20 protein-coding genes are annotated in these 25,150 nt (G+C 66.7%); 4 read left to right on the forward strand and 16 right to left on the reverse strand.

Annotation, left to right across the window (positions count from 1 at the left end):
• Positions 1-19: 19 nt before the first annotated feature.
• From AC13GI_RS00005 to AC13GI_RS00070, 14 genes are all read right to left on the reverse strand, one after another.
• On the reverse strand, positions 20-1,387 hold the full coding sequence (locus AC13GI_RS00005) for an SLC13 family permease (protein WP_482995155.1): 1,368 nt from the start codon (positions 1,385-1,387) through the stop codon (positions 20-22).
• A gap of 101 nt (positions 1,388-1,488) precedes the next feature.
• Positions 1,489-2,409 carry a malonate decarboxylase subunit epsilon gene (gene mdcH / locus AC13GI_RS00010; RefSeq protein WP_482995156.1) on the reverse strand — a complete coding sequence of 307 codons (921 nt, stop codon included), beginning with the start codon at positions 2,407-2,409 and terminating at the stop codon, positions 1,489-1,491.
• The gene (gene mdcB / locus AC13GI_RS00015) at positions 2,406-3,263 is read right to left on the reverse strand and encodes a triphosphoribosyl-dephospho-CoA synthase MdcB (RefSeq protein WP_482995157.1); all 858 of its coding nucleotides are present in this window, start codon (positions 3,261-3,263) and stop codon (positions 2,406-2,408) included. The genes mdcH and mdcB overlap by 4 nt, the downstream gene beginning before the upstream one ends.
• Positions 3,260-3,910, reverse strand: a complete 651-nt coding sequence (gene mdcG / locus AC13GI_RS00020; protein ID WP_482995158.1) for a malonate decarboxylase holo-[acyl-carrier-protein] synthase — start codon at positions 3,908-3,910, stop codon at positions 3,260-3,262. Before mdcG ends, mdcB begins: the two co-directional genes overlap by 4 nt.
• Positions 3,903-4,607: a biotin-independent malonate decarboxylase subunit gamma gene (gene mdcE, locus AC13GI_RS00025; RefSeq protein WP_482995378.1), complete on the reverse strand. Its 705-nt coding sequence runs from the start codon at positions 4,605-4,607 to the stop codon at positions 3,903-3,905. Before mdcE ends, mdcG begins: the two co-directional genes overlap by 8 nt.
• Before the next feature lie 2 nt (positions 4,608-4,609).
• Positions 4,610-5,518, reverse strand: a complete 909-nt coding sequence (locus tag AC13GI_RS00030) for a biotin-independent malonate decarboxylase subunit beta (RefSeq protein WP_482995159.1) — start codon at positions 5,516-5,518, stop codon at positions 4,610-4,612.
• Entirely contained in the window at positions 5,515-5,835 is a 321-nt protein-coding gene (mdcC, locus tag AC13GI_RS00035; protein WP_099819354.1) for a malonate decarboxylase acyl carrier protein, read from the reverse strand. Before mdcC ends, AC13GI_RS00030 begins: the two co-directional genes overlap by 4 nt.
• A 10-nt stretch (positions 5,836-5,845) precedes the next feature.
• Positions 5,846-7,489, reverse strand: a complete 1,644-nt coding sequence (mdcA, locus tag AC13GI_RS00040; protein WP_482995160.1) for a malonate decarboxylase subunit alpha — start codon at positions 7,487-7,489, stop codon at positions 5,846-5,848.
• Between the two features lie 259 nt (positions 7,490-7,748).
• On the reverse strand, positions 7,749-9,947 hold the full coding sequence (locus AC13GI_RS00045) for a TonB-dependent siderophore receptor (protein ID WP_482995161.1): 2,199 nt from the start codon (positions 9,945-9,947) through the stop codon (positions 7,749-7,751).
• A 331-nt stretch (positions 9,948-10,278) separates the two neighbouring features.
• Positions 10,279-11,976: a malate dehydrogenase (quinone) gene (gene mqo / locus AC13GI_RS00050; RefSeq protein ID WP_482995162.1), complete on the reverse strand. Its 1,698-nt coding sequence runs from the start codon at positions 11,974-11,976 to the stop codon at positions 10,279-10,281.
• Between the two features lie 194 nt (positions 11,977-12,170).
• Positions 12,171-12,617, reverse strand: coding sequence for a GNAT family N-acetyltransferase (locus AC13GI_RS00055; protein WP_482995163.1), 447 nt, complete (start codon positions 12,615-12,617; stop codon positions 12,171-12,173).
• Between the two features lie 78 nt (positions 12,618-12,695).
• A complete protein-coding gene (locus AC13GI_RS00060; protein WP_099819359.1) occupies positions 12,696-13,280 on the reverse strand; it encodes a hypothetical protein in 585 nt (194 codons plus the stop codon).
• A 150-nt stretch (positions 13,281-13,430) separates the two neighbouring features.
• Complete coding sequence (locus tag AC13GI_RS00065; RefSeq protein ID WP_482995164.1) at positions 13,431-13,865, reverse strand: tetratricopeptide repeat protein; 435 nt, start codon at positions 13,863-13,865, stop codon at positions 13,431-13,433.
• Positions 13,866-14,025: 160 nt separating this feature from the next.
• Positions 14,026-14,931, reverse strand: a complete 906-nt coding sequence (locus AC13GI_RS00070) for a LysR family transcriptional regulator ArgP (RefSeq protein ID WP_049464713.1) — start codon at positions 14,929-14,931, stop codon at positions 14,026-14,028.
• A 139-nt stretch (positions 14,932-15,070) separates the two neighbouring features.
• On the opposite strand from AC13GI_RS00070, the gene AC13GI_RS00075 reads away from it, so the two are divergent.
• From AC13GI_RS00075 to AC13GI_RS00090, 4 genes are all read left to right on the forward strand, one after another.
• Entirely contained in the window at positions 15,071-15,706 is a 636-nt protein-coding gene (locus AC13GI_RS00075; protein ID WP_025873889.1) for a LysE/ArgO family amino acid transporter, read from the forward strand.
• 167 nt (positions 15,707-15,873) lie between these two features.
• Positions 15,874-17,856: an alpha/beta hydrolase family protein gene (locus AC13GI_RS00080; protein ID WP_482995165.1), complete on the forward strand. Its 1,983-nt coding sequence runs from the start codon at positions 15,874-15,876 to the stop codon at positions 17,854-17,856.
• 94 nt (positions 17,857-17,950) lie between these two features.
• Positions 17,951-19,936, forward strand: coding sequence for an alpha/beta hydrolase family protein (locus tag AC13GI_RS00085; RefSeq protein ID WP_482995166.1), 1,986 nt, complete (start codon positions 17,951-17,953; stop codon positions 19,934-19,936).
• Positions 19,937-20,002: 66 nt separating this feature from the next.
• Entirely contained in the window at positions 20,003-21,988 is a 1,986-nt protein-coding gene (locus AC13GI_RS00090) for an alpha/beta hydrolase family protein (RefSeq protein WP_482995167.1), read from the forward strand.
• A 55-nt stretch (positions 21,989-22,043) separates the two neighbouring features.
• Here AC13GI_RS00090 and AC13GI_RS00095 read toward each other — a convergent pair whose 3' ends face one another.
• Both AC13GI_RS00095 and AC13GI_RS00100 read right to left on the reverse strand, forming a co-directional pair.
• Entirely contained in the window at positions 22,044-23,798 is a 1,755-nt protein-coding gene (locus AC13GI_RS00095; protein ID WP_482995168.1) for a peptide MFS transporter, read from the reverse strand.
• A gap of 72 nt (positions 23,799-23,870) precedes the next feature.
• On the reverse strand, positions 23,871-25,019 hold the full coding sequence (locus AC13GI_RS00100; RefSeq protein WP_482995169.1) for an acetyltransferase domain-containing protein: 1,149 nt from the start codon (positions 25,017-25,019) through the stop codon (positions 23,871-23,873).
• Positions 25,020-25,150 lie beyond the last annotated feature (131 nt).

The raw sequence follows: 25,150 nt of genomic DNA on the forward strand, positions 1-25,150 counted from the left end.
CCGCCACTACCAGAGGCGTTTACATCCAGCCCGGCACCACGAACACCAGCCAGGCCAGCAGCGGGCCGAATGCCACCACCAGGCCGCTGTAGACCAGGAAGCGGCGGAACAGCGTTTCGCGTTCTTCCTTCGCGGCCGAGGCCACTACCAGTGCGCCGTTGGTCGAGAACGGACTGACATCGACGATGGTGGAGGACACGGCCAGCGCGCAGATCACGCCAGCGGCACTGAGATGGCCCTGCATCAGGAACGGCACCGCCAGCGGAATGGTGGCACCCAGCACCGCTGCCGACGAGGCGAATGCGGAGACGATGCCGCCCACGTAGCAGACCAGCAGTGCACCCAGCAGGGGGATGCCGATGCTGGAAACACCGTGGCCGATGAAGTCCACCGCACCGGCATGTTCCAGCACACCGATGTAGGTGACCACGCCGCAGATCAGCAGCACAGTGGACCAACTGATGCCATCCACTGCACCCTTCTGGCTCTGCGGCGACAGCAGTGCCAGCACCACCGCTACCGTGATCGAAACCAGGCCGACGTTGAGGTTGTAGATCAGTGCCGCCACACCGAGCCCGAGCAGGCCGATCAGGGTGAACAACCGCTCGCGGGTCAGGCCCACCGCATCCAGTGCCACCGGATCGTTGGACAGGGTGCCACCACCGGCCGCGACCAGCGCACCGTGGCCTTCGATGGCGAACTGCCGCGACGAGGCCTGCGGACCACCGGCCATCGCCAGTTCCGCGGTGCCGACCTTGCCCGCCGCAGTGATCGAACCGCGGCGCAGCAGCGCGATGCCGCCGAAGGCGAAGAAGCAGATCGTCGCCATCATGAAGTTGAAGCCGAGACTGGTCAGGAACACCGCCATCTCGGTGACGTCCAGCCCGGCCTTCTGCACCACGCCATTGGTGATGCTGCCGTACACGCTGATCGGCGAGAAGCCACCCGCCTGCGCACCATGAATCACCAGCAGGCCCATCATCAGCGGGTTGATGTTGTACTGCTTGGCAAAGCGCAGTGCGACCGGGCCGATGATCGCCACCGCCGCCGGGCCGAGCGCACCGAAGGCGGTCAGCACGGCGGTGATCACGAACATCACCCATGGGATGGCGACGATATGGCCGCGTACCGCTTTCACCGCCCAGTGCACCAGCAGGTCGATGGTGCCGTTCTTCTGCGCGATGGCGAACAGATAGGTGATGCCGACCAGGGTCAGGAACAGGTCGCCCGGGAAGCCGGCGAGTACCTCCTTGCCCCCCATGTCGACCCAGAGCCCGCCGATGATGAAGGCCAGCGCGAAGGCGACGGCACCCATGTTGATCGGCATCGCGGTGGCGACGATGAACATGATCACCAGACCGATGATCGTTGCAATTTGTGGAGTCATGCGCCCTCCCAGACACCTGATTCGCGTACTGCACGGATGGAAGCCCGCCATCCCCGGGTATGGCCTGTTACGTACTGCGCGTTACGTACTGCTCAAACCCGTTACTGCAGCCGCTGCAGCGCGCTGCGGACCCACGCCGCCACGCCGTCCAGGCTCTGGAATTCCTCGATCGCGCGCACCTCGCAGCACGGATAGGCCGGCGCGATCATGCGGGCCAGTGCGTTGCCCGGGCCCAGCTGCAGGAACACCCGCGCGCCGCGCTCGAAGGCCTGGCGCATCACCTGTGCCCATTCGATGGTCTGTGCAAGCTGCGCAGACAGCGTGTGCACCACCGCTGCGGTGTCGCGCACCGGCCGTGCGTCGATGCCGGCCAGCAGCGGCACGCGCGGCGCGCGCAACGTGGTGGCCTGCAGTGCGGCGGCAAACGGTTCGACTGCTGCCGACAGCAGTGGCGTGTGGGCCGGCACATGCACCGGCAGCAAGCGTACCTCCGCGCCCTGCGCGTGCGCGGCAGCGGCCAGCGCCTGCAGTGCCTGCTGCGTGCCGCCAACGATGAAATGATCTGCGCCGTTGGCGATGGCCACATACGTGCCGTGCGTGTCGCACAGCGGCTGCAGCGTCTGTCGATCCAGGCCGAGGATGGCCTGCATGCCCGCACCGGCGGGACTGGCAGCATCCATCAGGCGCGCGCGCTGGGCCGACAGTGAAAGGCAGGTGCTGGCATCGAAACTGCCAGCAATGGCGTGCGCCGCCAGTTCGCCGATGCTGTACCCGGCCAGCACGATCGGGCTCGGCAGGGCGTCGCGCAGGACATGCCATTGCGCGATGCTGGCGGCGCACAGCAGCGGTTGCGCCTGTGTGTTGTCGAAGCGGTCGTCGGCGGCTGCGGCAGCGAACACGTCGCGTCCCAGCACGTCGCCCGCCGCGTCCAGTACCGCGCGTGCAGCGGCGAGGCCACGCACGCGGTCGAACATCGCCGGATGCTGCGCACCCTGTCCGGGGCAGAGCAGGGCCAGGCTCATGCACCCTCCTGCTGCAGCAGGAACCAGGCGCAGGCCAGCAGATCGGCACTGCCACCCGGGCTGAGCCGACGCATCACGAACGCATCGCCCATGGACTGCAGGCGCATGCGCCAGTCCGGCGCGAAGGCGCCGCCCGAGGAAAGGAATGCGCTCGCTTGTTGCTGCGCCCAACGCAGGCCCTCGGCGCCACCACGGTGCAGCAGGTTCAGATCGTCCACCTGCGCCATCAGCTGCATCAGCGTGTGGCACAGCGCGGCGTCGCGCGGCAGGCCGCTGTGCAGCGCGTGGCGCAGGGTCGGCAGGGCCAGCTCGCGCAGCACCGGGTAACCAGCGGCGGCCTGCTCGCGTACGCCGCTGACCCCATGGCGCGCACGCGCGCGTTGTCCCGGGCTGTGCGGGTCCAGTGGCGCCACGATGAGCGCGTCGTTCCACTGCTGGACTGCCAGACACACCTGTGCGCCGGATACAGCATGGCCATGCACGCGCCTGCGCTCAGCAGCGGCGGCCACCAGCAGGCCAAGGCTGAAGATCGCGCCGCGATGGGTGTTGATGCCAGCGGTGGCGGCCAGCATGGCAGTTTCGGCGGCAATGCCGTGATCGCGCAGCACCGTGAAGGGGGCACCCGCGGCACCGGCCCTGGCCACCGCAGTGAAGTAGTGGCGCAGTGCGAACAGGCTGCGCAGGAACGTGCTGGCATCCATGTCGTCATGGCTGCCACTGTTGAACGGCGTGACCAGGCCCGGTTTCGGGGCGCAGGCCAGCTCGGTGTGCAGGCTTGCAATGGCGAGTCGTCCCAGGCGTGCGCTGTCGACCACCGCGCCGCATGCAGGCAACGGCTTGCGGGCGGCAATCATGCGGTCACCTCGCACTTGTCGAACAGCGTATCGCGCGCTTCCAATGCGGCTCCGTCCAAGCGCTTCACCAGCACCTGGCGACTGCGGCCGGCAAGTTCGCGCCAGTTCACCGCGCCACCATCGGGCAGGCACAGCTCGCCATCAAGGCGATGCGGATGGCGGCTCTCCCATGCCAGCAACTGCGCGATCAGCGCTTCGGCCTGCGCGGCGTCGGTCACCTGCCACAGCAGGTCGATGTCCGAACGCTCATGCACGTAGGGCAGGGCGGTCAGCCATTGCCAGGCGAAGGCGCCGAACACACGGGCCGGGGCCAGTGCCTGCAGGTCGTGAAGCGATTGCTGCCACGCCTGCGGAACCACGGCATCGCCTGCCGCCAGCAGCTCACTCAATGCCGGCGGCGCGCGCATGCGAGCGACGTCGTGCAGTGGTACGCGCAACGACAGGCGCTGCTTGCCTTCGGCCGGTGGCAACGGGACGCCCAGTCGCAGGCGCGAATCGGGATCATCCGCTGCACGACGTGCCACTACGGCAGGGAAGCCCTGCGCCAGCCATGCGGAAAGGCGCGGCTCGTGCGTGGGCAGGTCTGCGCGCCAATCGGCGTCGGCCGACAGCCAGACCAGCGTGTGCCGGGCAGGCCGCTCAGGCATTGCCCTGGCTCACGGTGGCGGCCACTTGTGCAGCCAATGTGCGGCCACCGCGTTCGGCACCCAGCGCAGCGCGATGGTCACCGTCGGCGGGTGCGCGCAGTGCGTCCAGCAGGTGATGGGCCAGGTCGCCCTCCCACAGCGATTGCACTGCCCCCATCGCCACGTAGTTTTCCACGCCCGGCGCGAACACCGGCGAGGTCAGGCTCAGCGCCTGCAGTTTTTCCAGCGGCTGCTTGGTCACCCGTGCCATCGCGCGCAGATCCATCACCCGCACCTGCGCATCGGGCAGGGCATGGATGTGGTCGGCCATCAGCCCGAACGACAGGAAGCCGCCGCTGACCGACTCGCCATACACCAGCGTGACCAGGCGCGCACCACGGCGGCGGGCCAGGTCCAGGGTCTGTGCGAGATGGGCGAAGTAGCCGTTGATGCCCAGCAGTTCATCGCGGCGCGCCAGGCGCTGGCCGGCGGTATCGACCAGCATCACGATCGGACGCTGCGGATGTGCAGCGGTGCTGGCCAGCACGGTGTCGGCCAGCACCAGCGCATGGTCAACGCCCACTTCGATCTTGTCGGTGGTGCCGATCACGGTCACATCGCCGTCGTCGGTGGTCGCTGTTCCGGTCAGTACCGAATCGTTTACCGTGATTGCGTGGCCACGCGGGAACAGCGCGTCCAGCAGCGTATTCAATGGCAGGCTCATGGCAGGCTCCGGTGCGCGGTGGCGGCAAGGAAGGCATCGGTTTCCAGCAGTGCCAGGCGTTCTGGTTCCGCAATGCCCTGGCGTGCCCAGATCTGCAGTCCATCGTTGCAGTCGCCCCATGCCGCCACGCGCGCTTTCAATGCGGCGTGGCGTGCCTGCAACGCGGCCAGCGCCGCGTCGGGGTCGGCACTGGCGGTGTCTGGCTGCAGTGCATCAAAGGCTGCCTGCGCAAACGCGCTGATCGCATCGGGCACCAGTACCTGCGCCTGGTCGATCAGGTAGCGGTGCTTGCCACCGGTCACCCGCCACACCAGTGCGCGGTCGCGCGAATCGAATTCCTCCACGCCGCGCACGGTCTCGATCACCTCTGGGCCGGACAGCGACAGCCGTCCCTCCTCGGACATGATCACTGTGCTGCAGCAGCGGGCGACGATGCCCATGCCGCCGAAGGCGCCGTTGCCACTGCCGATCAGCGCCACGACCGGTACACCGGCTGCACGCGCACCCAGGGCGGCACGCATGATTTCGGAAATGGCGATCAGGCCGGCGTTGGCTTCGTGCAGGCGTACACCACCGGTATCGAGCAGCAGCAGCACGCCATCGGGATGGGTGGCTGCCGCACGGCGCAGCAGGCCGGTCAGCTTGGCGCCATGCACCTCGCCCACGCCGCCGCCCATGAATTCCCCCTGCTGCGCGGCCACCAGAACGCGCTTGCCGCGCAGGCGTCCTTCGCCGACGACGATGCCATCGTCGAAGGCGGCCGGTTGGTCCAGCTGCGCGAGGTGCGGACTTATGGCGCGTCGGGCAGGGCCGAGAAATTCGTGGAACGAACCTGCATCGAGCAGCCCGGCGATGCGCGCGCGGGCATCGGCTTCGTAATAGCTGTTGCGCTGTGCGAGCGTCATGGCTGGCCTCCGGCATGCAGGGTCTCAACCGCCTGGTCAAGGCGCAGGCTGACCACCGCCGGTGTGGCGCCGGCATCGTTGATCGACACGCGCACATCGCGCAGGGGATGGCGCTGGGCGAAGTCGGCGATCACCGCCTGCCATACCGTGCCGAAGCCACGCGCGGCGGTGATGATGCGCACCGTCATCGCACCGTCCAGGTCGGCCGGTTCCAGCAGGATTTCCAGGTTGCCCGAGGCCAGTACGCCCACCAGCACGGCATCGGTGGGGAAGCGCACAGGCGTCGTGCCGTCGAATCGATAGTCGAGGGTTTCCATGGCGTGCCCCTTACCAGTTGCGGAAGCGCTTGGGCGGGTCGTACAGACCGCCGGACCAGCGCACCAGGTCTTTCACCGAACGCGCGGCAAGAAGATCGCGGCTGGCGTCGCGCACGTTGATGCCGAGATCGTCCGGGCGGCGGATCACTCCGCGGTCGCGCAGGTTCTCCACCATCGCGCGGTCTCGGCCCCTGCCCACGGCGGTGTAGCCGGCCACGCCGCGGATCGCCTGCTCGCGCTCTTCCGGGCTGCGGCACAGCAGCAGGTTGGCGATGCCTTCCTCGGTCAGCACATGGCTGACGTCGTCGCCGTAGATCATCACCGGTGGCAGCGGCATGGCCGCGCGTTCGGCCAGTTCCCAGGCATCCAGGCGGTCGACGAAGGCCGGCGCCATGTGCTCGCGGAAGGTTTCCACCATCTGCACCACCAGCTTGCGCCCACGCGGCATTTCGCCCGGCCGCGCGGCCTGCTGGCCCGCCTTGAGCCAGGCGTCGCTGGCATGGCGGCGGCCGCGTGCATCCGAGCCCATGTTGGGCGCGCCACCGAAGCCGGCGATACGGTCGCGGGTGGCGGTGGAACTGTTGCCCTGCAGGTCGATCTGCAACGTGGAGCCGATGAACATGTCGCAGGCATACAGTCCTGCAGTCTGCGAGAACGCACGGTTGGAGCGCATCGAACCGTCGGCGCCGGTGAAGAACACATCCCCGCGCGTGGCGATGTACTTCTCCATGCCCAGTTCCGAGCCGAACGAGTGCACCGATTTGACGAAGCCCGATTCGATGGCCGGAATCAGCGCCGGGTGCGGATTGAGCGCCCAGTGCTGGCAGATCTTGCCTTTCAGCCCCAACGATTCGGCATAGGTCGGCAGCAGGAGTTCGATCGCCGCAGTATCGAAACCGATGCCGTGGTTGAGGCGGTTCACCCCGTACTCGGCGTAGATGCCCTTGATCGCCATCATCGCCATCAGCACCTGGATCTCGGAAATCTGCGCCGGGTCGCGGGTGAACAGCGGTTCGATGTGGTTCGGGCGCGGCGCCTGCACCACGAAGTTGACCCAGTCGGCAGGAATGTCGACGCGGGGGAGGGTGTCGACGATCTCGTTGACCTGGGCGATGACGATGCCGCCACCGAATGCGGTGGCCTCGACAATCACCGGCGTGTCTTCGGTGTTGGGGCCGGTGTAGAGATTGCCGTGGCGGTCGGCGGCCTGCGCCGCGACCAGCGCCACGCGCGGGGTGAGGTCGATGAAGTAGCGGCCGAACAGTTCCAGGTAGGTGTGGATGGCACCGATCTGGATGCGCCCTTCGGCCACCAGGTTGGCCAGCCGTACCGACTGCGGCCCGGAGAAGGAGAAATCCAGCCTGGAGGCGATGCCGCGCTCGAACACATCCAGGTGCGAGGGCAGCGACAGCACCGACTGCACCATGTGCAGGTCATGCACGCGTGCCGGGTCGAGGTTGGCCAACGCCTGGGCGAGGAAGTCGGCCTGCTTCTGGTTGTTGCCTTCCAGGCAGATCTTGTCGCCCGGCTCCAGTAGCGCGTGCAGCAGCTCGGCGACATCGCCGGCCGCCACCTCGTGGCCTTTGGCCCATGGCGCGGCGCGTTCCAGCCGCGCCTGGCGGCCCCGCTCCAGCGTGTCCCAGCTCGGGTTCATCGACGGACTTCCGAATGGCGTTGGAATAATTACGCCATAATTACGGAGGGGTGTGCAACCCGCAGCGCAGCAAATCTGACCGCCTGGCGTGCCGACCAACGGTCGGCACCCACCAAATGGCACCCACCAAAAAGAAGGGCCCGCGCGTAGGCGGGCCCATCCAGGTAGGCCACGACCGTTGGTCGTGGCGGGGCGAGAGCGTGCCGACCAACGGTCGGCACCCACCCAACGGTCGGCACCCACCGGGTTTCCGCCTGCCTCAGAACTTCCAGCGCAGGCTGGCTGCCACGAAGCGCGGTTCGCCGTAGTTGTTGTAGTCCAGGTTGGCCCAGTAGGTCTTGTCCAGCGCGTTGCGCACGCTCAGCGTCGCCGTCCAGTTGTCGCTGATGCGGTAGTTGGCGTTGAACTGCACCAGCGCATACGCGGGCTGGTTCACCGTCACCGTGGTGCCCACCCCCACCGGGTAGGGGATGTTGTAGCCCTGCACCTTGCTCTGCCACTGCACGCCACCGCCGATGCTCAGGCGCTCCAGCGCGCCGCGCAGCTGCAACTGGGTATTGAGCTGCAGCAGGTTTTCAGCCGGGTTGGCGTACAGCAGGTCGGTGGCCGCGCGGGTCACTTTGACGTGGGTATAGCCGGCATTGACCGTCCAGCCCGGCAGGATCTCGCCGTTGACGTCCACTTCCCAGCCACGCGCCTTGGTGCCGTTGACGCCGATGTAGGCCGAGCTGCCATCGCTCAGCGAGCCTTCCGGCACGCCCATGTCACGCACCGCGTAGTTGTCCTGCTTGGCTTCGAAGATCGCCGCGTTGGCGGTCAAACGGCCATCAAACCACTGCGTTTTCAGGCCCGCTTCCAGGTTGGAGCCCTGCACTGGCGCCAGCAGGTTCTCGTTGCGGTCCTTGTAGTTCTGCGGGTTGAAGATCTCGGTGTAGCTGGCATAGGCCGCCACGTTCGGGGTGATGTCGTACACCAGGCCCACGTACGGGGTGACTTCATCGCTCACCTTGTACGCGCCGCTGGTGGCGGTGTAGGCACCGGCGGCGTTGTAGGCGCGGGTCTGGGTCTGCCAGCGGCTCAGGCGTGCGCCGGCGATCAGCGCCAGCGGGTCGGCCAGGCGCAGGCGGGTGGCCAGGTAGAAACCGCTCTGCGTGGTCTTGGCCACGCGGCGTGCGCCGGTGAGGGTGTAGGTCACTTCGGAGATGTCGCCATCCCAGGTGTGCACGTTGGGGATGTAGTAGCAGCGCTCACGGCCACAGGTCGCCCAATCGCGCGGGTAGTTCAGCGCCAGGGTATTGGTGGTGCCTTCCAGGTCGGCCCACTGTGCGCCCACGGTCACGTCGTGCTCCCGGCCCCACAGGTTGAAGGTGCCGGTCAGGTAGGCGTCGACGTTGCGGCGGGTGTCTTCCGAATCGCCGGCGGCAGTGCGCAGGTAGATGCCCGCGCCGGTCACCGGGTCGGGATTGCCGGTGCCGTACAGGCGCATGTTCTGCACGTTGCCACGGGTGTAGGCGGTGTTGATCTTCAGCAGCCAGTTCTCACCGAAGCGCTGTTCCAGGTTGGCGAATACCGTGCTGGTCTCGCGCTGCCAGTAGCTCCACTTCGGCGCCAGGTTGGTCGAGCGCGGCAGATGCGCGAAGTTGCCCTTGCTGTCGAAGAACGGCACGGTGCCCCAGGTCGAACCCACCGGGTTGTTGTCCTGGGTCTGGTAGCCGACGGTGACCGTGGTGCTGTCGGTCACGTCGCCTTCCAGCACGGCCATGCCGGCCACCTTGTTCTCTTTGTAGCGGTCGTAATAGAAATCGCGGTCGGTGTAGGCGGCGACCACGCGGCTGCGGAAGCGGCCGTCGGCGGTCAGCGGCGCGGTCACGTCCGCTTCCATGCGGCGGTAGTCCCAGCTGCCGGCACTGACCGAGAACGAGGCGTCGAACTCCTTGCCCGGGCGCTTGCGCAGCAGGTTCACCGTGGCCGAGGGCACGCCGGCGCCGCTGAGCAGGCCGTTGGCGCCGCGGATCACTTCCACCCGGTCGTAGAAGGCGGTGTCGTATTCCTGGTTGGTCGAGCCGCTGTAGGTGGGAATGCCGTCCACCTGGAAATCGGTGATGGCAAAGCCGCGCGCGTAGTACAGCGGGCGCTGGGTGTCATAGAAGGACACGCTGACGCCGGTGACATTGCGCATCACGTCGTTGAGGCTGAACAGCGATTCGTCCTGCAGGCGCTGCAGGCCGATCACCGTGGACGACTGCGGCGTTTCCTGCAGGGTGATCGGCAGGCGCGTGGTGCTGGACGGCGGCGCGGACTGCTCGGCGCGCACGCTCACCCGGTCCAGGGTCTTGGCGTCGGACGCATCGGCAGCGACATCGGCAAACGCCGACGGTGCAGCCACGGCGAGGGAGGACAACAGGGCAGCCGGCAGCAGCGCACGGCGTGGCAGGCGGGTACGGAGGGTCAGAGACATGGCGGGCTCGAAGCGTGAAGGCGGGGAAGGGGCGGCAACAGTTGTCCAGCACCCGGGCGGCGGCTTCGGGCACATCAGGTCCATCTGGGATGGGCGCGGTCACTGCGCAGGACGCAAATGTAAATAATTCTTAACAACATTACAATTCGCGTCATTGCGCATGGGCTTGTCGGCGCCCGGCAGGGATTTCTGCAGAGCCGAGCCCATGCTCGGCCGTTGGCAACCGCGAGGAGCAGCCGAGCGCAGGCTCGGCTCTACAGGTGGGTGCGACACAAACGCAGACGGCCACCCGAAGGTGGCCGTCCGTTTCCGTCCAATGGCAAGCGCAGGCTTACAGCGCCTGCAGTTCCTCGTTGGCGTTGCGCTTTTCCTTGGCCGGCGCCGGGGTCGGGGCGGCTGTCGGTGCCAGGGCCGGCGTCGCGCCCGCTTCCACCGGAACATCCAGGTAGGGCAGGTGCAGGGTCTGGCTGGTCAGCGTGCGGATCTCGTTGGTCAGCGCGGCGCTCTCGTTGAGCTTGCGGCCGTACGACGGCACGATCTCGCGCAGGCGGGCTTCCCAACCGGCCTTCATCTGTTCCGGGAAGGCCTTGGCCATCAGGTCGAGCATGATCGGCGGCGAGGTCGAGGCGCCCGGCGAGGCACCCAGCAGCGCGGCAAGGGTGTGGTCCTTGTCGGTCACGATCTCGGTACCGAACTGCAGCACCGCGCCCTTCAGCGGATCACGCTTGATGATCTGCACGCGCTGGCCAGCGGTGACCAGCTTCCAGTCGCCCGGCTTGGCGTTGGGGAAGTACTTGACCAGTTCGGCCTGGCGATCGGCGTCGTTGAGGCGTGCCTGGCCCATCAGGTACTGCACCAGGTCCAGGTTGTCCTTGCCCACTTCCAGCATCGGGCCGACGTTGTTGTGGTTGACCGACGAATACAGGTCCCACCACGAGCCGTGCTTGAGGAACTTGGTGCTGTACAGCGCGAACGGCCCGAACAGGACCACCGGCTTGCCATCCAGCTTGCGCGCATCCAGGTGCGGCACCGACATCGGCGGCGAGCCGGTTTCGGCCATGCCGTAGGCCTTCACGCCATGGCGCGAGGTCACGTCCTGGCCCTGGAAGGCGAGGAACTGGCCGCCCACCGGGAAGCCGGCGTAGTCCTTCGATTCCGGGATGCCCGACATCTGCAGCAGCTTCAGCGCGGCGCCACCGGCACCGATGAACACGAAGCGGGCGTGGGTGGTGGACTCGGTGCCGGCCTTGAGGTCCTTCACCGTCACGTTCCAGCTCTTGTCCGCGTTCTGCCGCAGCGCGCTGACCTCATGGTTGAGGTGCAGGCCGAAGTTCGGGCTGTGCTGCAGGCCGGCGGTCAGCTGGCGGGTGATGACGCCGAAGTTGACGTCGGTGCCCAGCGGCATCCAGGTGGCGGCGACCTTCTGCTTCGGGTCGCGGCCTTCCATCAGCAGCGGTGCCCACTGCTTGATCTGCGCCGGGTCTTCGGAGTACTGCATGCCGTAGAACAGCGGGTTCTTCACCAGCGCCTGCTGGCGCTTGTGCAGGTAGGCGATGTTGTCATCACCCCAGACGAAGCTCATGTGCGGGGTCGGGTTGATGAAGTCGCTGGGCTGGCTCAGCCGGCCTTCCTTCACCTGGTGCGACCAGAACTGGCGCGAGACCTCGAACGATTCGGCGATGCCGACCGCGCGCTTGGTCTCGATGCTGCCATCGGGCAGTTCCGGTGTGTAGTTCAGTTCGGCGAATGCCGAGTGGCCGGTGCCGGCGTTGTTCCAGCCGTCCGAGCTTTCACCGGCGACGCTGTCGAGGCGCTCGTAGACCTGGATGTTCCAGTCCGGCTGCAGTTCCTGCAGGTAGGTGGCCAGAGTGATGCTCATGATGCCGGCGCCGACCAGCACGACATCGACGGGCTTGTCGTTGCTCGCGGCGGGCACCGAGCGCTGGGTCAGCGGCCAGTACAGGAACAGTGCGGCGACCAGCAACAGCAGCACGAGCAGGGCGAGCAGGGCCTTGCCAAATTTCTTCATGGGGGCGGAATCGTTGGCGGGGGGAAGGGGTCAGGATGCGCAAGAAGCAGGGAAAGAGCGTGAAGAAACAACGCCTTGCAGCATTCCAGGGGCAATTTTAACCGCTTCTGGTCCGATTTTGATGCAACGCAGCATCCGACGGTTCGCGGCACCCTCACCCGCTAGCGCCGGGCCATGCCCGGCGATGCACTCAATCACGCCAACTCAAGGATCTCGTCACCTGCCTCATCGATCTCGCCGGTCGCCTTCCAGCCCAGATGCCGATAGAAGCCATACGAGCGCGAACGCGGGTCTGCCGAGCAGGCCAGGAATAGGCGGGTGTGGCCGGCATCGCGGGTCAGGCTGACCACGTCCTGCAGCAGCTGCCGGCCGATGCCGCGGTTCTCGAATTCCGGCAGCAGGGCCAGCACCAGCACCTCGCCGCTTTCGCGGTCGGCAAAGCAGTAGCCGGCCATCCGCTCGCCCTCGCAGGCGATGCGGCCGATGGAATCGCCCTCGGCGATGCCCGCTGCCCAGCTGTCCTCGGTGATGCCCAGTTCGGCCAGCCGCGCGGCACTGAAGGCGTTTTCGCGGGTGCGCCCGCGCAGGTCGATGCAGGCAGCGGCATCATCGGGGAGGGCATCGCGGTAGTGGATCGTCATATGGGAAACCTGGGGTCGAATGGAACCACATGAGTGTGGACGACCCGGATGGAGATTGGATGGAGACGGCGGCGGTCTTCAATCACTGCCGATGGTGAAGTATTCCGCCGCGAAGTAGGCCAGTTGATAGGCCAGTGTCGCTGCGGCCAGCACCAGTTGCATACGCGCGCTGCGCAGATGCCATCCCAGCGCCGCAACGATGAGCATCAGCGCCGTGTGCAACGGGTAGGCATCCCCCAGCAGCCGCCATCGGCTTCCTCCCTTGATCGCGGTGTCCACAAGGTCCAGTAGCGTCAATATCGCGATCACCCCGAAGATCCAGCGCCGCCGCTGCATCAGGTAGTGGCCGTAACTGCCGTAGTCGCGCAGGTCGTCGGGAAACAGCAGCGCGCACAGCAGGAACCAGGTCGCGCTGTAGGTGATCACGAACAGATAGGTTTCAAATGTCCAGCGATGCACTTCAACGAGGCGGAATTCCCACCACCAGAAGGTGACCAGCGACACCAGCGTCCACATCACCCAGCACAGGTGCAGCGCCGAACAGCCACGCCGCTGCGGGTGCTCGATGATCTGCGCCAACCCCTTCAGCAGGGTGGTGATGGACAGGCCGAGGATGATCCCCATCACCACGCGGATATGCAGGAATACCGGTTCGGTTTCCATCAGCCAGCCCCCTCGTCGGTTGCGCCGATGCTTGCACAAAAAGGGGACGTAGGGATCAAGTCGTTTCCAGCCCGACCTCTCCATGGCTGAGACTCAACGAGTCCTGACTACCAAGGGCTGCATTCCCAAAGCTTGGCTGCCTTGGTGGTATCAAGGCGAAGTGAGGCCGTGCTGACGCAGCAAGGCAAGGTACTTCCCGCCTTCATCGTCAGCGTCGAATATGTCCTCGCCATCCAATGCATAAGCCCTGAGCAGGTACTCCAGCGCCTGATCCCGTTGTCCTTGAAGTTCATGACATTGGCCAACCCGATACAGGATGAAGGCGTTCGCATGACCGTCCGGACCATTCAGCGCATCCACGAAGTACTGTAGGGCTTCGGGAAAATGTCCTGACATAAAACTCGCGTCGCCAAGCGAGGCGCAGAGCCACGTGTAGGCTTCCCAATCGTTGGCAGGGGCAGGCAACTTGTCCAAAGCCTGCAGCCAGCAGCGCATTGCGCCAGCGTGATCATCGGCATCCATGCAGGTGTTTCCCTGCTCGGAGAGTCCAGTGACCTGCTCGTAGATGTCGTCAGGAAGCTCCATTCGGTTTGGCTCGCAATCAATGAACCCTCAAGCCTACGCGGGACCTCTGCAACTGTCGGCTGGCAATGACGCAATTGAATGTCGGGATCGCCCTGTTCCCGTATTCGTGAGCAGAAGGTTCGAAGTCGACCAAAGTCGGCATCCACCCATGCGCGTCCGCTCAGCGCCTGCGCTGCACCAGCGCCGAGGCGGCGTCCAGCACCGCCCGGGTCAGCAGGGCCATCGTCTGCACGTCGCCCTTCCAGTGCTGCCAGTACAGCGGCACGTCTTCCCACGCGCGCTGCCGCACATACACCAGGCGCCCGGCATCCAGATGGCGCTTGACCAGCGGCAGGGGATTCATCGTCCAGCCGAGCCCGCCCAGATTGGCCTGCACGAAGGCACGGGTGGAGGGAATCCACCAGGTCGGCGCGGTGCTGGGCAGGTCGGCGCCGGCCATGCGCCGGGCAAAGCGTGACTGCATGTCGTCCTTGCGGTTGAACACCAGCACCGGTGCCTGCGCCAGCGCCTGTGCGGTCACGCCCTTGGCGAAGTGCTGCTCGCGGAACGCCGGCGTACAGGTGGCGGCGTAGCGGATGCTGCCCAGCGCGTGGATCTGGCAGCCCTGCACCGGCTCGTCCAGGGTGGTCACTGCCCCCAGCACGGTGCCCTGGCGCAGCAGCTCGACCGTGTGGTCCTGGTCTTCCACCCGCAGGTCCAGGGTGGTGCCGGTGCCCTGCGCGAACTGCTGCGCGGCCTGCGGGAACCAGGTCTCCAGGCTGTCGTGGTTCACCGCCACGGGGATGCTGGCCTGCGGCAGGTCCTCGTCGGCCAGGCCCATGCGGTGCAGGGCATCGTGCTCCAGCAGGGCGGTCTGCTCGGCCAGCTGCACCAGCAGCTGGCCTTCGGCGGTGGCGGTCGCAGGCGTGCCACGTTTGACCAGCAGGCGGCCGATGCGGTCTTCCAGTGCCTTGACCCGCTGCGAGATGGCCGAGGGGGTGACGTTGAGCGACTGCGCAGCACGGTCGAAGCTGCCTTCGCGGATCACCGCAGCCAGGGCCCGCAGCTGTGCATGGTCGATGCGCATGGCAATTAAGCTCCGCTAATGTTGGTTTAGTAAGTTTAGCTCGTCTTTTCTATGTTGCGGCGCGACAATGGCGCCCGTTCCGGTGCTGTCCGCCTTCGCGAGGCACCGCTCCCCCAAGCAAGACAAGGTAGTGAATCCCATGTTCTCGGTCATCTCCGCCAGCACCGGCCTCGGTGCCTGGTTCAGTGGTGCGGCTACCGGCATCGGCCTGTTTGCCGTGGTCGGCGCCCAGAGCGCCTTCATCCTGCGCCAGGGCATCCTGCGCAAGCACATCGTGCCGGTGGTGGCCACCTGTGCGGCCATCGATGCGATCTTCATCTTCGCCAGCGTGGCCGGCCTGCGCACGCTCACCACGGCGCTGCCGTGGCTGACCACCGCCGTCCTCTGGACCGGCGTGGCCTTCCTGGCCTGGTATGCGATGAAGTCCGCACGCCGTGCGATCGCCGGCGGCGGCGGCATGGGCGAAGCCGACAGCGATGACGGCAGCCGCCGTGCGGTGCTGATGGCGGCGGTCGGCTTCTCGCTGATCAACCCGCACTTCTGGCTGGACATGATGGTCATCGGCTCCATTGCCGAGAACTTCGGCAATGCGCGCATGGCCTTCGCTGCCGGCGTGGTTACGGCGAGCTGCCTGTGGCTGACCGCGCAGGGCCTCGGCGCGCGCCTGCTGGCGCCGCTGTTCACCAAGCCCAGCACCTGGCGCGTGCTGGACGGCACCATCGCGGTGATCCTCAGCATCCTGGCCCTCACTCTGGCGGTGCGCGGGGTCCATTGACCCGGCACACGCCCCCCGAATCCACGTCCTGACTCTCTCTCCAAGGTAGTGGTAACAACGGCACCGGCAACGGTGCCGTTGTTTTTTGCGCGTACTGGCGGCGTGGCCGCTGGCCTGCCTAGAATCGGCCAGCCGGGACAAGGCGTCCAGGCGTAAGGGGGGGAAGGATGCGCAGGTATGGATTGGCCGCCATCATCGTGGCAGGGATGGTCGTGGCAGGGATGGCGTGGGGGACCGCCGCTGCGGTTGATCTGGACACCTACGTGCGGGCGGACAAGTTCGAGGATGTGATCCTGTCGCCCAGCGGCGACTACCTGGCCGCGACCGTGCCCGGTGATGGCTTCACCGCGTTGATCATCCTGCGTACGGACGACAACACGCCGGTGGGTAGCCTGCGGCCGCCACGCAATTCCCATGTCTTCGATATGCACTGGGTCAACGACGATCAGGTGATGTTCGGCCTGGCCCAGAAGTTCGGCACCCGTGATGCACCCTGGGCCACCGGCGAGCTGCTGGCGCTCGACGCGCGTACCGGGCGTACGGACGTGCTGGTCGGCTACCGCAACCTGGGACTGCGCCTGCGGCCCAGGTACCACAGCGAGGCGGCAGCATTCCTCAGCGACACCCTGCCGGGCGACGATGGCCAGGTGGTCATTGCAATGGGCGCGTCGCGCCTGGACGCCAATGGCTATGCGGCCCGGCTCGACCTCGCTACGGGCAAGCAGCGCATCCTGGCCCGCGCGCCGGTACCGGCGTCTTCCTACACGATCGATCCCAAGGGTGACGTGCGCTTCGTGCGTGGCACCGGCAGCGACAACGGCAGCCGTCTCTACCACCGCAACGGCGGCGAATGGGCGCTGGTGAATGATGAAACGGCCAGTGGCCGCATCGAGGCGGCACTCGGCTTTTCCGCCGATGGCCAGCTGGCCTACCTGCAGAGCGAGCAGGCCACGGGACCCGATGCCATCGTCAGCTGGAACCCGGCCACGCAGGAACGCAGGGTTGTCCTGCGTGACGATGTGGTCGATCCGGCACGGGTGATCCGCCGCCCCGGCAGCAGGGTGCCGGTCGGCGCGCTGTTCCTGGGCGATACCCCGCGCACCCGCTTCTTCGATGAAGCATCGGCCGAAGCGCGGCTGTACCGCAGCCTGGAGGCGGCATTTCCCCGGCGGGCGGTGTTCATCACCTCCAGCACCCGTGATGGACGAAAGCTGCTTCTGGAAACCTGGTCCGGCGCCAATCCGGGCGAGTTCTACCTTTATGACGTCGACCGCAGACAGGCGCGCTTCCTGCTGGCGCGCAGCGAATGGATCGACCCGGCTGCGACCGCATCGGTGCGGTCCATAAGAGTGAAGGCACGCGACGGACTGGACCTGCATGGGTTCCTGACCGTGCCGCACGGCAGTACCGGCCGCGACCTGCCGATGGTAGTGCTGCCGCATGGCGGTCCCATCGGCGAGTACGATGACGGACGTTTCGCGCACGAGACGCAGTTGCTGGCAGCGGCCGGCTATGCCGTGCTGCAGGTGAATTTCCGCGGATCCGGCAACTTCGGCCGTGCCCACATGCGTGCGGCCATGCGGCAATGGGGCCGCGCCATGCAGGATGACGTGACCGATGCAACGCGCTGGGCCATCGCCGAGGGCATCGCCGACAGCAAACGCATCTGCATCTACGGTGCCAGCTACGGCGCCTACGCGGCGATGATGGGACCGGTGCGCGAGCCGGGGCTGTACCAGTGCGCGGCAGGCTACGTGGGCGTTTACGACCTGCCGTTGATGTACACCCGGGGCGATGTGGGCGACAGCCGTTCCGGTGTCGCCTATCTGCAGCAGTGGCTGGGCGATCCGGCCTCGCTGGATGAGGTGTCGCCGGTTGCGTTGGCAGATCGCATCAGGGTGCCGGTATTCCTGGCCGCTGGTGGTGAGGATGCGCGTGCGCCCATCCAGCACAGCAAGCGCCTGCAGGCCGCGCTGGAACGGGCCGGCACGCCGGTGGAAACCCTGTATTTCCGCACCGAGGGCCACGGCTTCTACACCCAGGCGCATCGCAGCGAGTACTACGGTCACCTGCTGGCGTTCCTGTCGCGCAGCCTGGGAGGAGCCACCGCACAGACGCAGGCCAGCGGTGATGCGCAGAAGGCGCCCTGAGTCTGGCGATGGCGCGCTCTTCACTGGCGCCGCCATCGTCGGCCTGCCTAGAATCGGCAAATCTGGACAGGGTGTCCGGCAGGGAGGGGGAAGGATGCGCAGGACTGTATTTGCCGCGCTGCTGTGCGCGGTGGTGGGCGGGACGTCGGCGGGTACCGGCGGGGTGGACCTGGAGAAGTACCTGAAGCCGGAGTCGTTCTCGGACGTCAAACTCTCGCCGGGCGGCGAATACGTCGCCGGCACCGTACCGCTGGACGATTCCACCGCGCTGATCATCCTGCGCACGTCCGACCGCAAACCCGCGGGTGTATTCCGGCCACAGGACAAGAACCACGCAAACACCTTCGAATGGGTGAGCAATGACCGCCTGCTGGTCGGCCTGGCCGAGAAGCTTGGCGCGCTGGATACCCCGCAACCGACCGGTGAACTCTACGGCGTCAATGTCGATGGCAAGGGCGGCGAACTGCTGGTCGGCTACCGCGTGCAGGGCCGTGGGCTGGGCACGCGCATCCAGCCGAAGAAGGTGGAGGACGTCGCGGCTTTCCTCACCGACGAGCTGCCCGGCGATGACCGCAATGTACTGATCGCGGTGTGGCCCTTTGCCGATGATCCCTATACCCGCGTGGAGCGGCTGGATGTGGTCAGCGGGCGCCGCGTGCGCGTTTCCGGCTCGCCGGTGCAGCGCGCCAGCTTCACCACCGATCATCAGGGCGAAGTGCGCTTTGCTCACGGCGCTACCTCGGACAACGTCAACAAGCTCTACTACCGCGCTGGGACCAATGCGCAGTGGTCACTGGTCAATGACGAATCGCTGAGCCACCGGGTGGAAGGGGCCATCGGCTTCTCCGAAGATGGTGCACTGGCCTATCTGCAGGTCGAGCAGCCCACCGGGCCCGATGCCATCGTCAGCTGGAACCCGCAGACCGGCGAACGGCGCGAGGTGCTGCGCGATGGCGTGGTCGATCCTTACGCGATCATCTTCCGCCCGGGCACCCGCGTGCCGGTGGGCGCGCTGTATGTCGGCGATGCACCGCGCACCCGGTTCTTCGATGAGAAGGGAGCCGATGCCCGTCAGTACCGCAGCCTTGAGGCGGCGTTCGGCGGCCCGGTGCTCATCACCTCCAGTACCCGCGATGGCGGCAAGGTGGTGGTGCAGACGTGGTCGGGCAGCAACCCCGGGGATTTCTACCTGTTCGATACCCGCGCGAAGGCGGCCGAGCATCTGCTCAGCCGCAGTGAATGGATCGACCCGAAACTGGCCGCCACGGTTCGCCCGTTTGCATTGAAGGCCCGCGACGGCGTGTCGCTGCATGGATTCCTGACATTGCCGCAGGGCAGTGATGGCCGCAATCTGCCAATGGTCGTGTTGCCGCACGGCGGCCCCTTCGGCGTGTTCGATGAAGGCAGCTACAGCAGCGAGCCACAGATGCTGGCCGCCGCAGGGTATGCGGTGCTGCAGGTCAACTTCCGTGGTTCGTCCAATTATGGCCGCGCCTTCGCCCAGGCGGGTGCGAAGCAGTGGGGCGCGGCGATGCAGGACGATGTGACCGACGCCACGCGCTGGGCCATCGCCGAGGGCATCGCCGACAGCAAGCGCATCTGCATCTATGGCGCCAGTTACGGTGCGTACGCGGCGATGATGGGGCCGGTACGGGAGCCGGGGCTGTACCAGTGCGCGGCCGGCTATGTCGGCGTGTATGACCTGCCGCTGATGTTCACTGGGGAGGCGCAGTTGAGCGATTCGGCCTTGCTTTGGCAGCGCGATTGGGTGGGTGATCCGAAGACGCTGGGCACCCGTTCGCCGGTGAATCTGGCCGCGCAACTGAAGGTGCCTGTATTCCTGGCCGCCGGAGGCGAAGACCGTCGTGCGCCGATCAAGCACACCGAGCGCATGGAAGCCGCGCTGAAGGCGGCCGGCTCGCCGGTGGAGAGCCTGTATTACCGCACCGAAGGCCATGGCTTCTACCGGCCAGAGCATCAGCGCGAGTACTACACCAGGCTGCTGGCCTTCCTGTCGCGCAGCCTGGGCGGCAGCACCGCCAGCACCAGCACAACCGCGGGTGCTGACAAGGCGCCGTGAGGCAGAGCAGCCGCGTCCTGCGGACCCGATGCCGGGCAGGGGATGCCCGGCTTCAAGGAGGAAGTCATGAAGCTTGCAAAGGCACTGGCTGCAGTGATGGCCATCTGCGGCGCGGGTGGGGTGGATGCTGCGGAGGTTTCGCTGGACGGCTATGTGCGTCGTGCGGAGTTCAATGACATCCAGCTCTCGCCCACCGGCGAATACCTGGCCATGACCTTGCCGCTGGAGGGCGCGACCGCCGTAGCGGTCCTGCGTACCGACACGATGGAGCTGGTCGGCAATTTCCGACCGCCCCGCAACAACCATGCCGCCGAGGTCGACTGGGTGAGTGATACCCGCCTGCTGATCGGTCTGGCCGAAAAATGGGGTCCGCTGGACCAACCGCGGCCGACGGGCGAACTGTATGCCATCGATGCCAATGGCAAGCGTGGTGATCTGCTGGTCGGCTATCGCGCCCGCCCGGATGAGCCCGGCTTCGTGACCGGACGCGTGGTCGAGCCGGTTGCCGCCTTCCTGACCGATCCGTTGCCTGCCGACGAACGCAACGTGTTGATCTCGCTGTGGCCATTTGCCAATGACACCAATGCGCGGCTGGAGCGGATGGACGTCATCACCGGGCGCCGCATTCCCGTTTCGCGTTCACCGGTGCAGCGCGCGACGTTCACCACCGATAGTCAAGGTGAGCTGCGCTTCGCCCACGGCGCCGCTGCCGACAACGTCAACAAGCTCTACTACCGCGAAGGGCCCGATCGCTGGACGCTGATCAACGACGAAGGCAACAGTCACCGCATCGAGCGCCCGATCGGCTTCTCCGCCGACAACCGCCTGGCCTACCTGGTGGTGGAGCAGGCCCGCGGCCCCGATGCGGTGGTCAGCTGGGACCCGATCAGCGGAGAGCGGCGTACGCTGCTGCAGGACGATACCGTTGACCCTACCCGCGTGGTCTACCAGCCCGGCACGCGCGTGCCGGTGGGCATCCAGTTCGTCGGCGCTGTTACGCGCGCGGCCTTCTTCGATGAGCAGTCGCCGACCGCCAGCATCCAGCGCAAGCTGGAAAAGGCGTTCCCAGGGCAGGCGGTGAGCCTGCTCTCCGGCACCCGCGACAACGCTCGCCTGTTGGTGAAGGTGAGCTCGGCGACCAATCCCGGTGATTACTTCATGTACACCACCGCCACCCGCAACGCCGCTTTTCTCACCAGTCGCCATCGCTGGTTCGATCGCGAGGGCGGTGCCAGCGTGCGCCCGGTCACCCTGGCTGCGCGCGATGGCCTGCCGCTGCACGGCTTCCTGACCCTGCCCAAGGGCAGTCATGGGCACAACCTGCCGATGGTGGTGGTCCCGCACGGTGGTCCGATCGGCGTGTTCGATGACGGTGGTTTCGAGCGCGAGAACCAGTTGCTGGCCGAGGCCGGCTACGCGGTGCTGCAGGTCAACTTCCGTGGCTCGGGCAACTACGGTCGCGCCCACACCCAGGCCGCTGCCCGGCAATGGGGCCGCGCGATGCAGGACGATGTGACCGACGCCACCCGTTGGGCGATCAGCCAGGGCATCGCTGACGGCGGACGCATCTGCATCTACGGCGCCAGCTACGGTGCCTACTCGGCGATGATGGGCGTCGTGCGCGAGCCCGGGCTGTACCGGTGCGCGGCAGGCCATGTCGGCGTGTACGACCTGCCGTTGATGTTCAAGCGTGGCGACATCCAGGATCGGGCTTCGGGCGTGACCTACCTGCAGCAGTGGCTGGGCGAGCCGGCCACGCTGGATGCGGTGTCGCCGGTCAACCTGGCGGCAAGCATCAAGGTGCCGGTGCTGCTGGCCGCCGGTCGCGAAGACCTGCGCGCGCCCGTGCAGCACACCGAGCGGATGGAGGCCGCGTTGAAGCAGGCCGGCGTGCCGGTGGAAGCGGTGTACTACCCGCGCGAGGGGCATGGTCTGTACGCCGAGGCCAACCAGCGCGACTACTACACCCGACTGCTTGCCTTCCTGTCGCGCAGCCTGGGCGGTGGCACGGCAGCCGCCGCGACGGCTTCCGGCAAGGCCAAGGCACCCTGAAACAGACGCGGCGGCAACCATCATGGTTACCGCCGCTGCGACCTGCCGATGGGTGTTACTTCACCCCATGCATCATCCGCTTCAACAGCGGCGCAGCGATGAAGGCCAGCAACGCGCAGCCCAGGCCGATCCACATCAGCAGCCAGAACAGGTGCGCATAGGCGCCGGCGGCCGCGGCCATGTCCAGTGTTTCGCCTTCGGGCACGTCGATCGCCGCCAGCTTGCCGAACAGCGCGGCCAGCGTTTCCGAGAAGGCTGTCGCCAGGAACCAGGTGCCCATCATCAGGCTCATTACCCGCGGTACCGCCAGCTGGGTCACCGCCGACAGGCCCACCGGCGACAGGCACATCTCGCCGCTGGCCAGCAGGAAGTAGGCCAGTACCAGCCACCACACGCTGGCCATCTCGCCGGTGGCACCGACGTGCTGCGCGGCCAGTGCCAGCGGCACGAACGACAGCGCGCCGATCACCAGGCCCCAGGCTGATTTCACCGGCTTGCCCGGTTCCCAGCCGCGGCGGTCCATCCACGTCCACAGCGCAGCGAAGGCTGGCGCCAGCAACACCAGGAACAGGCCGCCCAGATAGGTCAGCGAACCGGCGGTCTGCGGAATCACCAGGCAGTCACGCACCAGCAGCACCAGCATCAGCGCAACGATGCCGATGAAGAACGTACGCGGCGCGGTCGAACCAGGACGGCGTTCGGACAAGCGCGCGCTGACCACGAAGCCCAGCGGCGCCAGCAGCAGCGACACGATCGACCACGGCAGCGGCGAGCCTTCGCGGATCACCAGCGCCGGCACGATGTCCTTGGTCAGCAGGCGATCAGTAAAGGTCACCCACGAGCCGTACGACTGCTCGTACATCGTGAAGAACACCAGCGCCATGAAGATCAGCACCATCAGCGCGATCATCTGCTGGCGCTGCACCGGCGTGCACTTCGTGCCGGTGAACCACGCGAACCAGACCAGCACGCCGCCCAGCACCACCAGCATCAGCATCAGCGCCAGGCTGATTTCACCGCCAAGCGCGAAGGCACCGTTGCCGGCTGCCCACATCAGCCAGGCCACCGGCAGCACGCCGATCACCGCGCACAGGTAGATCAGCCATTCGCGCGGCAGGCCCAGCACCTTCTGCTTCAACGTGGCCGGCTGCGGCGGTTCGGCGTGGCCCTGCAGGTACTTCTGGCCCCACAGGAACATCGCCAGGCCGGCGATCATGCCGACGCCGGCCGCACCGAAACCGTACTTCCAGCCGTAGACCTCGCCGAGGAACCCGCACACCAGCGAGGAGAATAGGGCGCCCAGGTTGATGCCGGCATAGAACAGCGAGAAGCCCGAATCGCGGCGTGGATCGTCCTGCGGGTAGAGCTTGCCGACGATGGTGGAGATGTTCGGCTTGAGGAAGCCGACGCCCATGATGATCAGCGCCAGCGACAGGTAGGTCACGGCCAGCGCCGAGGTGTCGCGCACCACTTCACCATTGACCCGGTACGCCGCGTGGCCTTCGAAGGCCATGCCCAGGTGGCCGAGCACCAGCAGGATGCCGCCGAACAGCACCGCCCGGCGCATGCCCAGCCAGCGGTCGGCCAGCATGCCGCCGAACACCGGGATGCAGTACACCAGGCCGCCGTAGGCACCGAGCAGGTCCAACCCGGCCTTGTCGCCGAACAGGTGGTATTTGGTGAGATACAGCAGCAGCAGCGCCTTCATGCCGTAGAAGGAGAAGCGCTCCCACATTTCGGTGAAGAAGCAGACGTAGACGCCCTTGGGGTGACCCAGGAAGTCGTCGGAAGCGATAGCAGTGGAATTCATCGCGGAATTATAGGCCCGCGCCCGCTTTCAGTAGATCCACGCCATGCGTGGATGGCCGCCCCGGTACATGGCCTACAGATACCGCAACCAGGCCAGGTCGCGTCGCCGTGCCTTGAACCGCGCGAACGCCCGCGTTGGTGGATACAGCACCACCGCCAGCGCGCAGGCCACCAGCAGCAGGCCGGCCACCGAGTCCAGTGCATACAGGCTGCCGTGGGTCGGGCCCCAGGTCTTCAACGCGGCCAGGTACAGCAGCTTCAGCACGTACAGGTGCAGCAGGTAGAAGAACATCGGCGCTGCACCGATATCGGCCAGCGGCCGCAGCGCACGCGCCAGCGGCGGCCACTCGTACAGCCGCAACAGCAGCAGGCCCGCGCCAAGGGTCAGCAGCAGGAACTGCAGCGAGGGCGGGTACTTGGTGATGTTGAACACGCTCATCCACGTGCGCAGCGTGGTCTGCTGGTACTGCCAGGGCGCGTCGCCATAGTCGTTGGCGAAGCGCAGCAGGGCGAAGGCGGCCAGCGCGCCCAGCCCGGCCCACAGCAATCGCTGTCGGCGCTGTTCCGGATCGCTGCTGGCAGCGAACCACGGCGCCATCAGGTAGCCCAGCGCGATCACCCCGATCCACGGCAGCACCGGGTAGGAGGTACGTAGGCTCAACGGCCCCGCCTCGATCCAGTCACGCTGGTGCAGCACCTTCCACAGCACCGCCAGGGCGCCGTCGCCCTGCACGCGTACGCCATCCAGCAGGTTGTGGCCAACCACCAGCGCCACCGCCAGCATCGCCAGCAGCGGCCGTGGCAGCCACAGCAGGCCAGCCAGTGCGATCATGCTCAGGCCGATCGCCCAGATCACCTGCAGGTACACCGTGTCCGGCGGGAACTGGAAGGTCCAGGCGAAGTTGACCAGGGTCAGTTCCAGCACCACCAGGAACAGGCCGCGCTTGAGCAGGAAGGCGGCGATGGCGCGGCGCGGGTCGCCCTGGCGTTGACCATACAGCCACGCCGACAGGCCGGTCAGCAGCACGAACACCGGTGCGCACAGGTGCGCCAGCAGGCGGCAGGCGAACAGGGCAGGGGACACGGTCGCCGCGTCCATCGGGTCGCTCACCTGGTACTGCAGGAAGAACGTCTCGCGGACGTGGTCGAGCAGCATCAGCAGCATCACGGTGCCGCGCAGCTGGTCGATGGAGGCCAGCCGGGGGGAGGCAGAGGAGGGCATGCGGTGGGGGCGTATGGGGCGACGGAAAGTTATAACATAGCGTTTGTGGCATGCCCACTCGGGCTTTGCCGTATCGGCTCGCTGGCCGTGCCGCTGCGGGTCTGTGCCTGTTCCATGCTCGGCCCCCATCC

The sequence above is a fragment of the Stenotrophomonas sp. 82F1 genome (assembly GCF_056861525.1).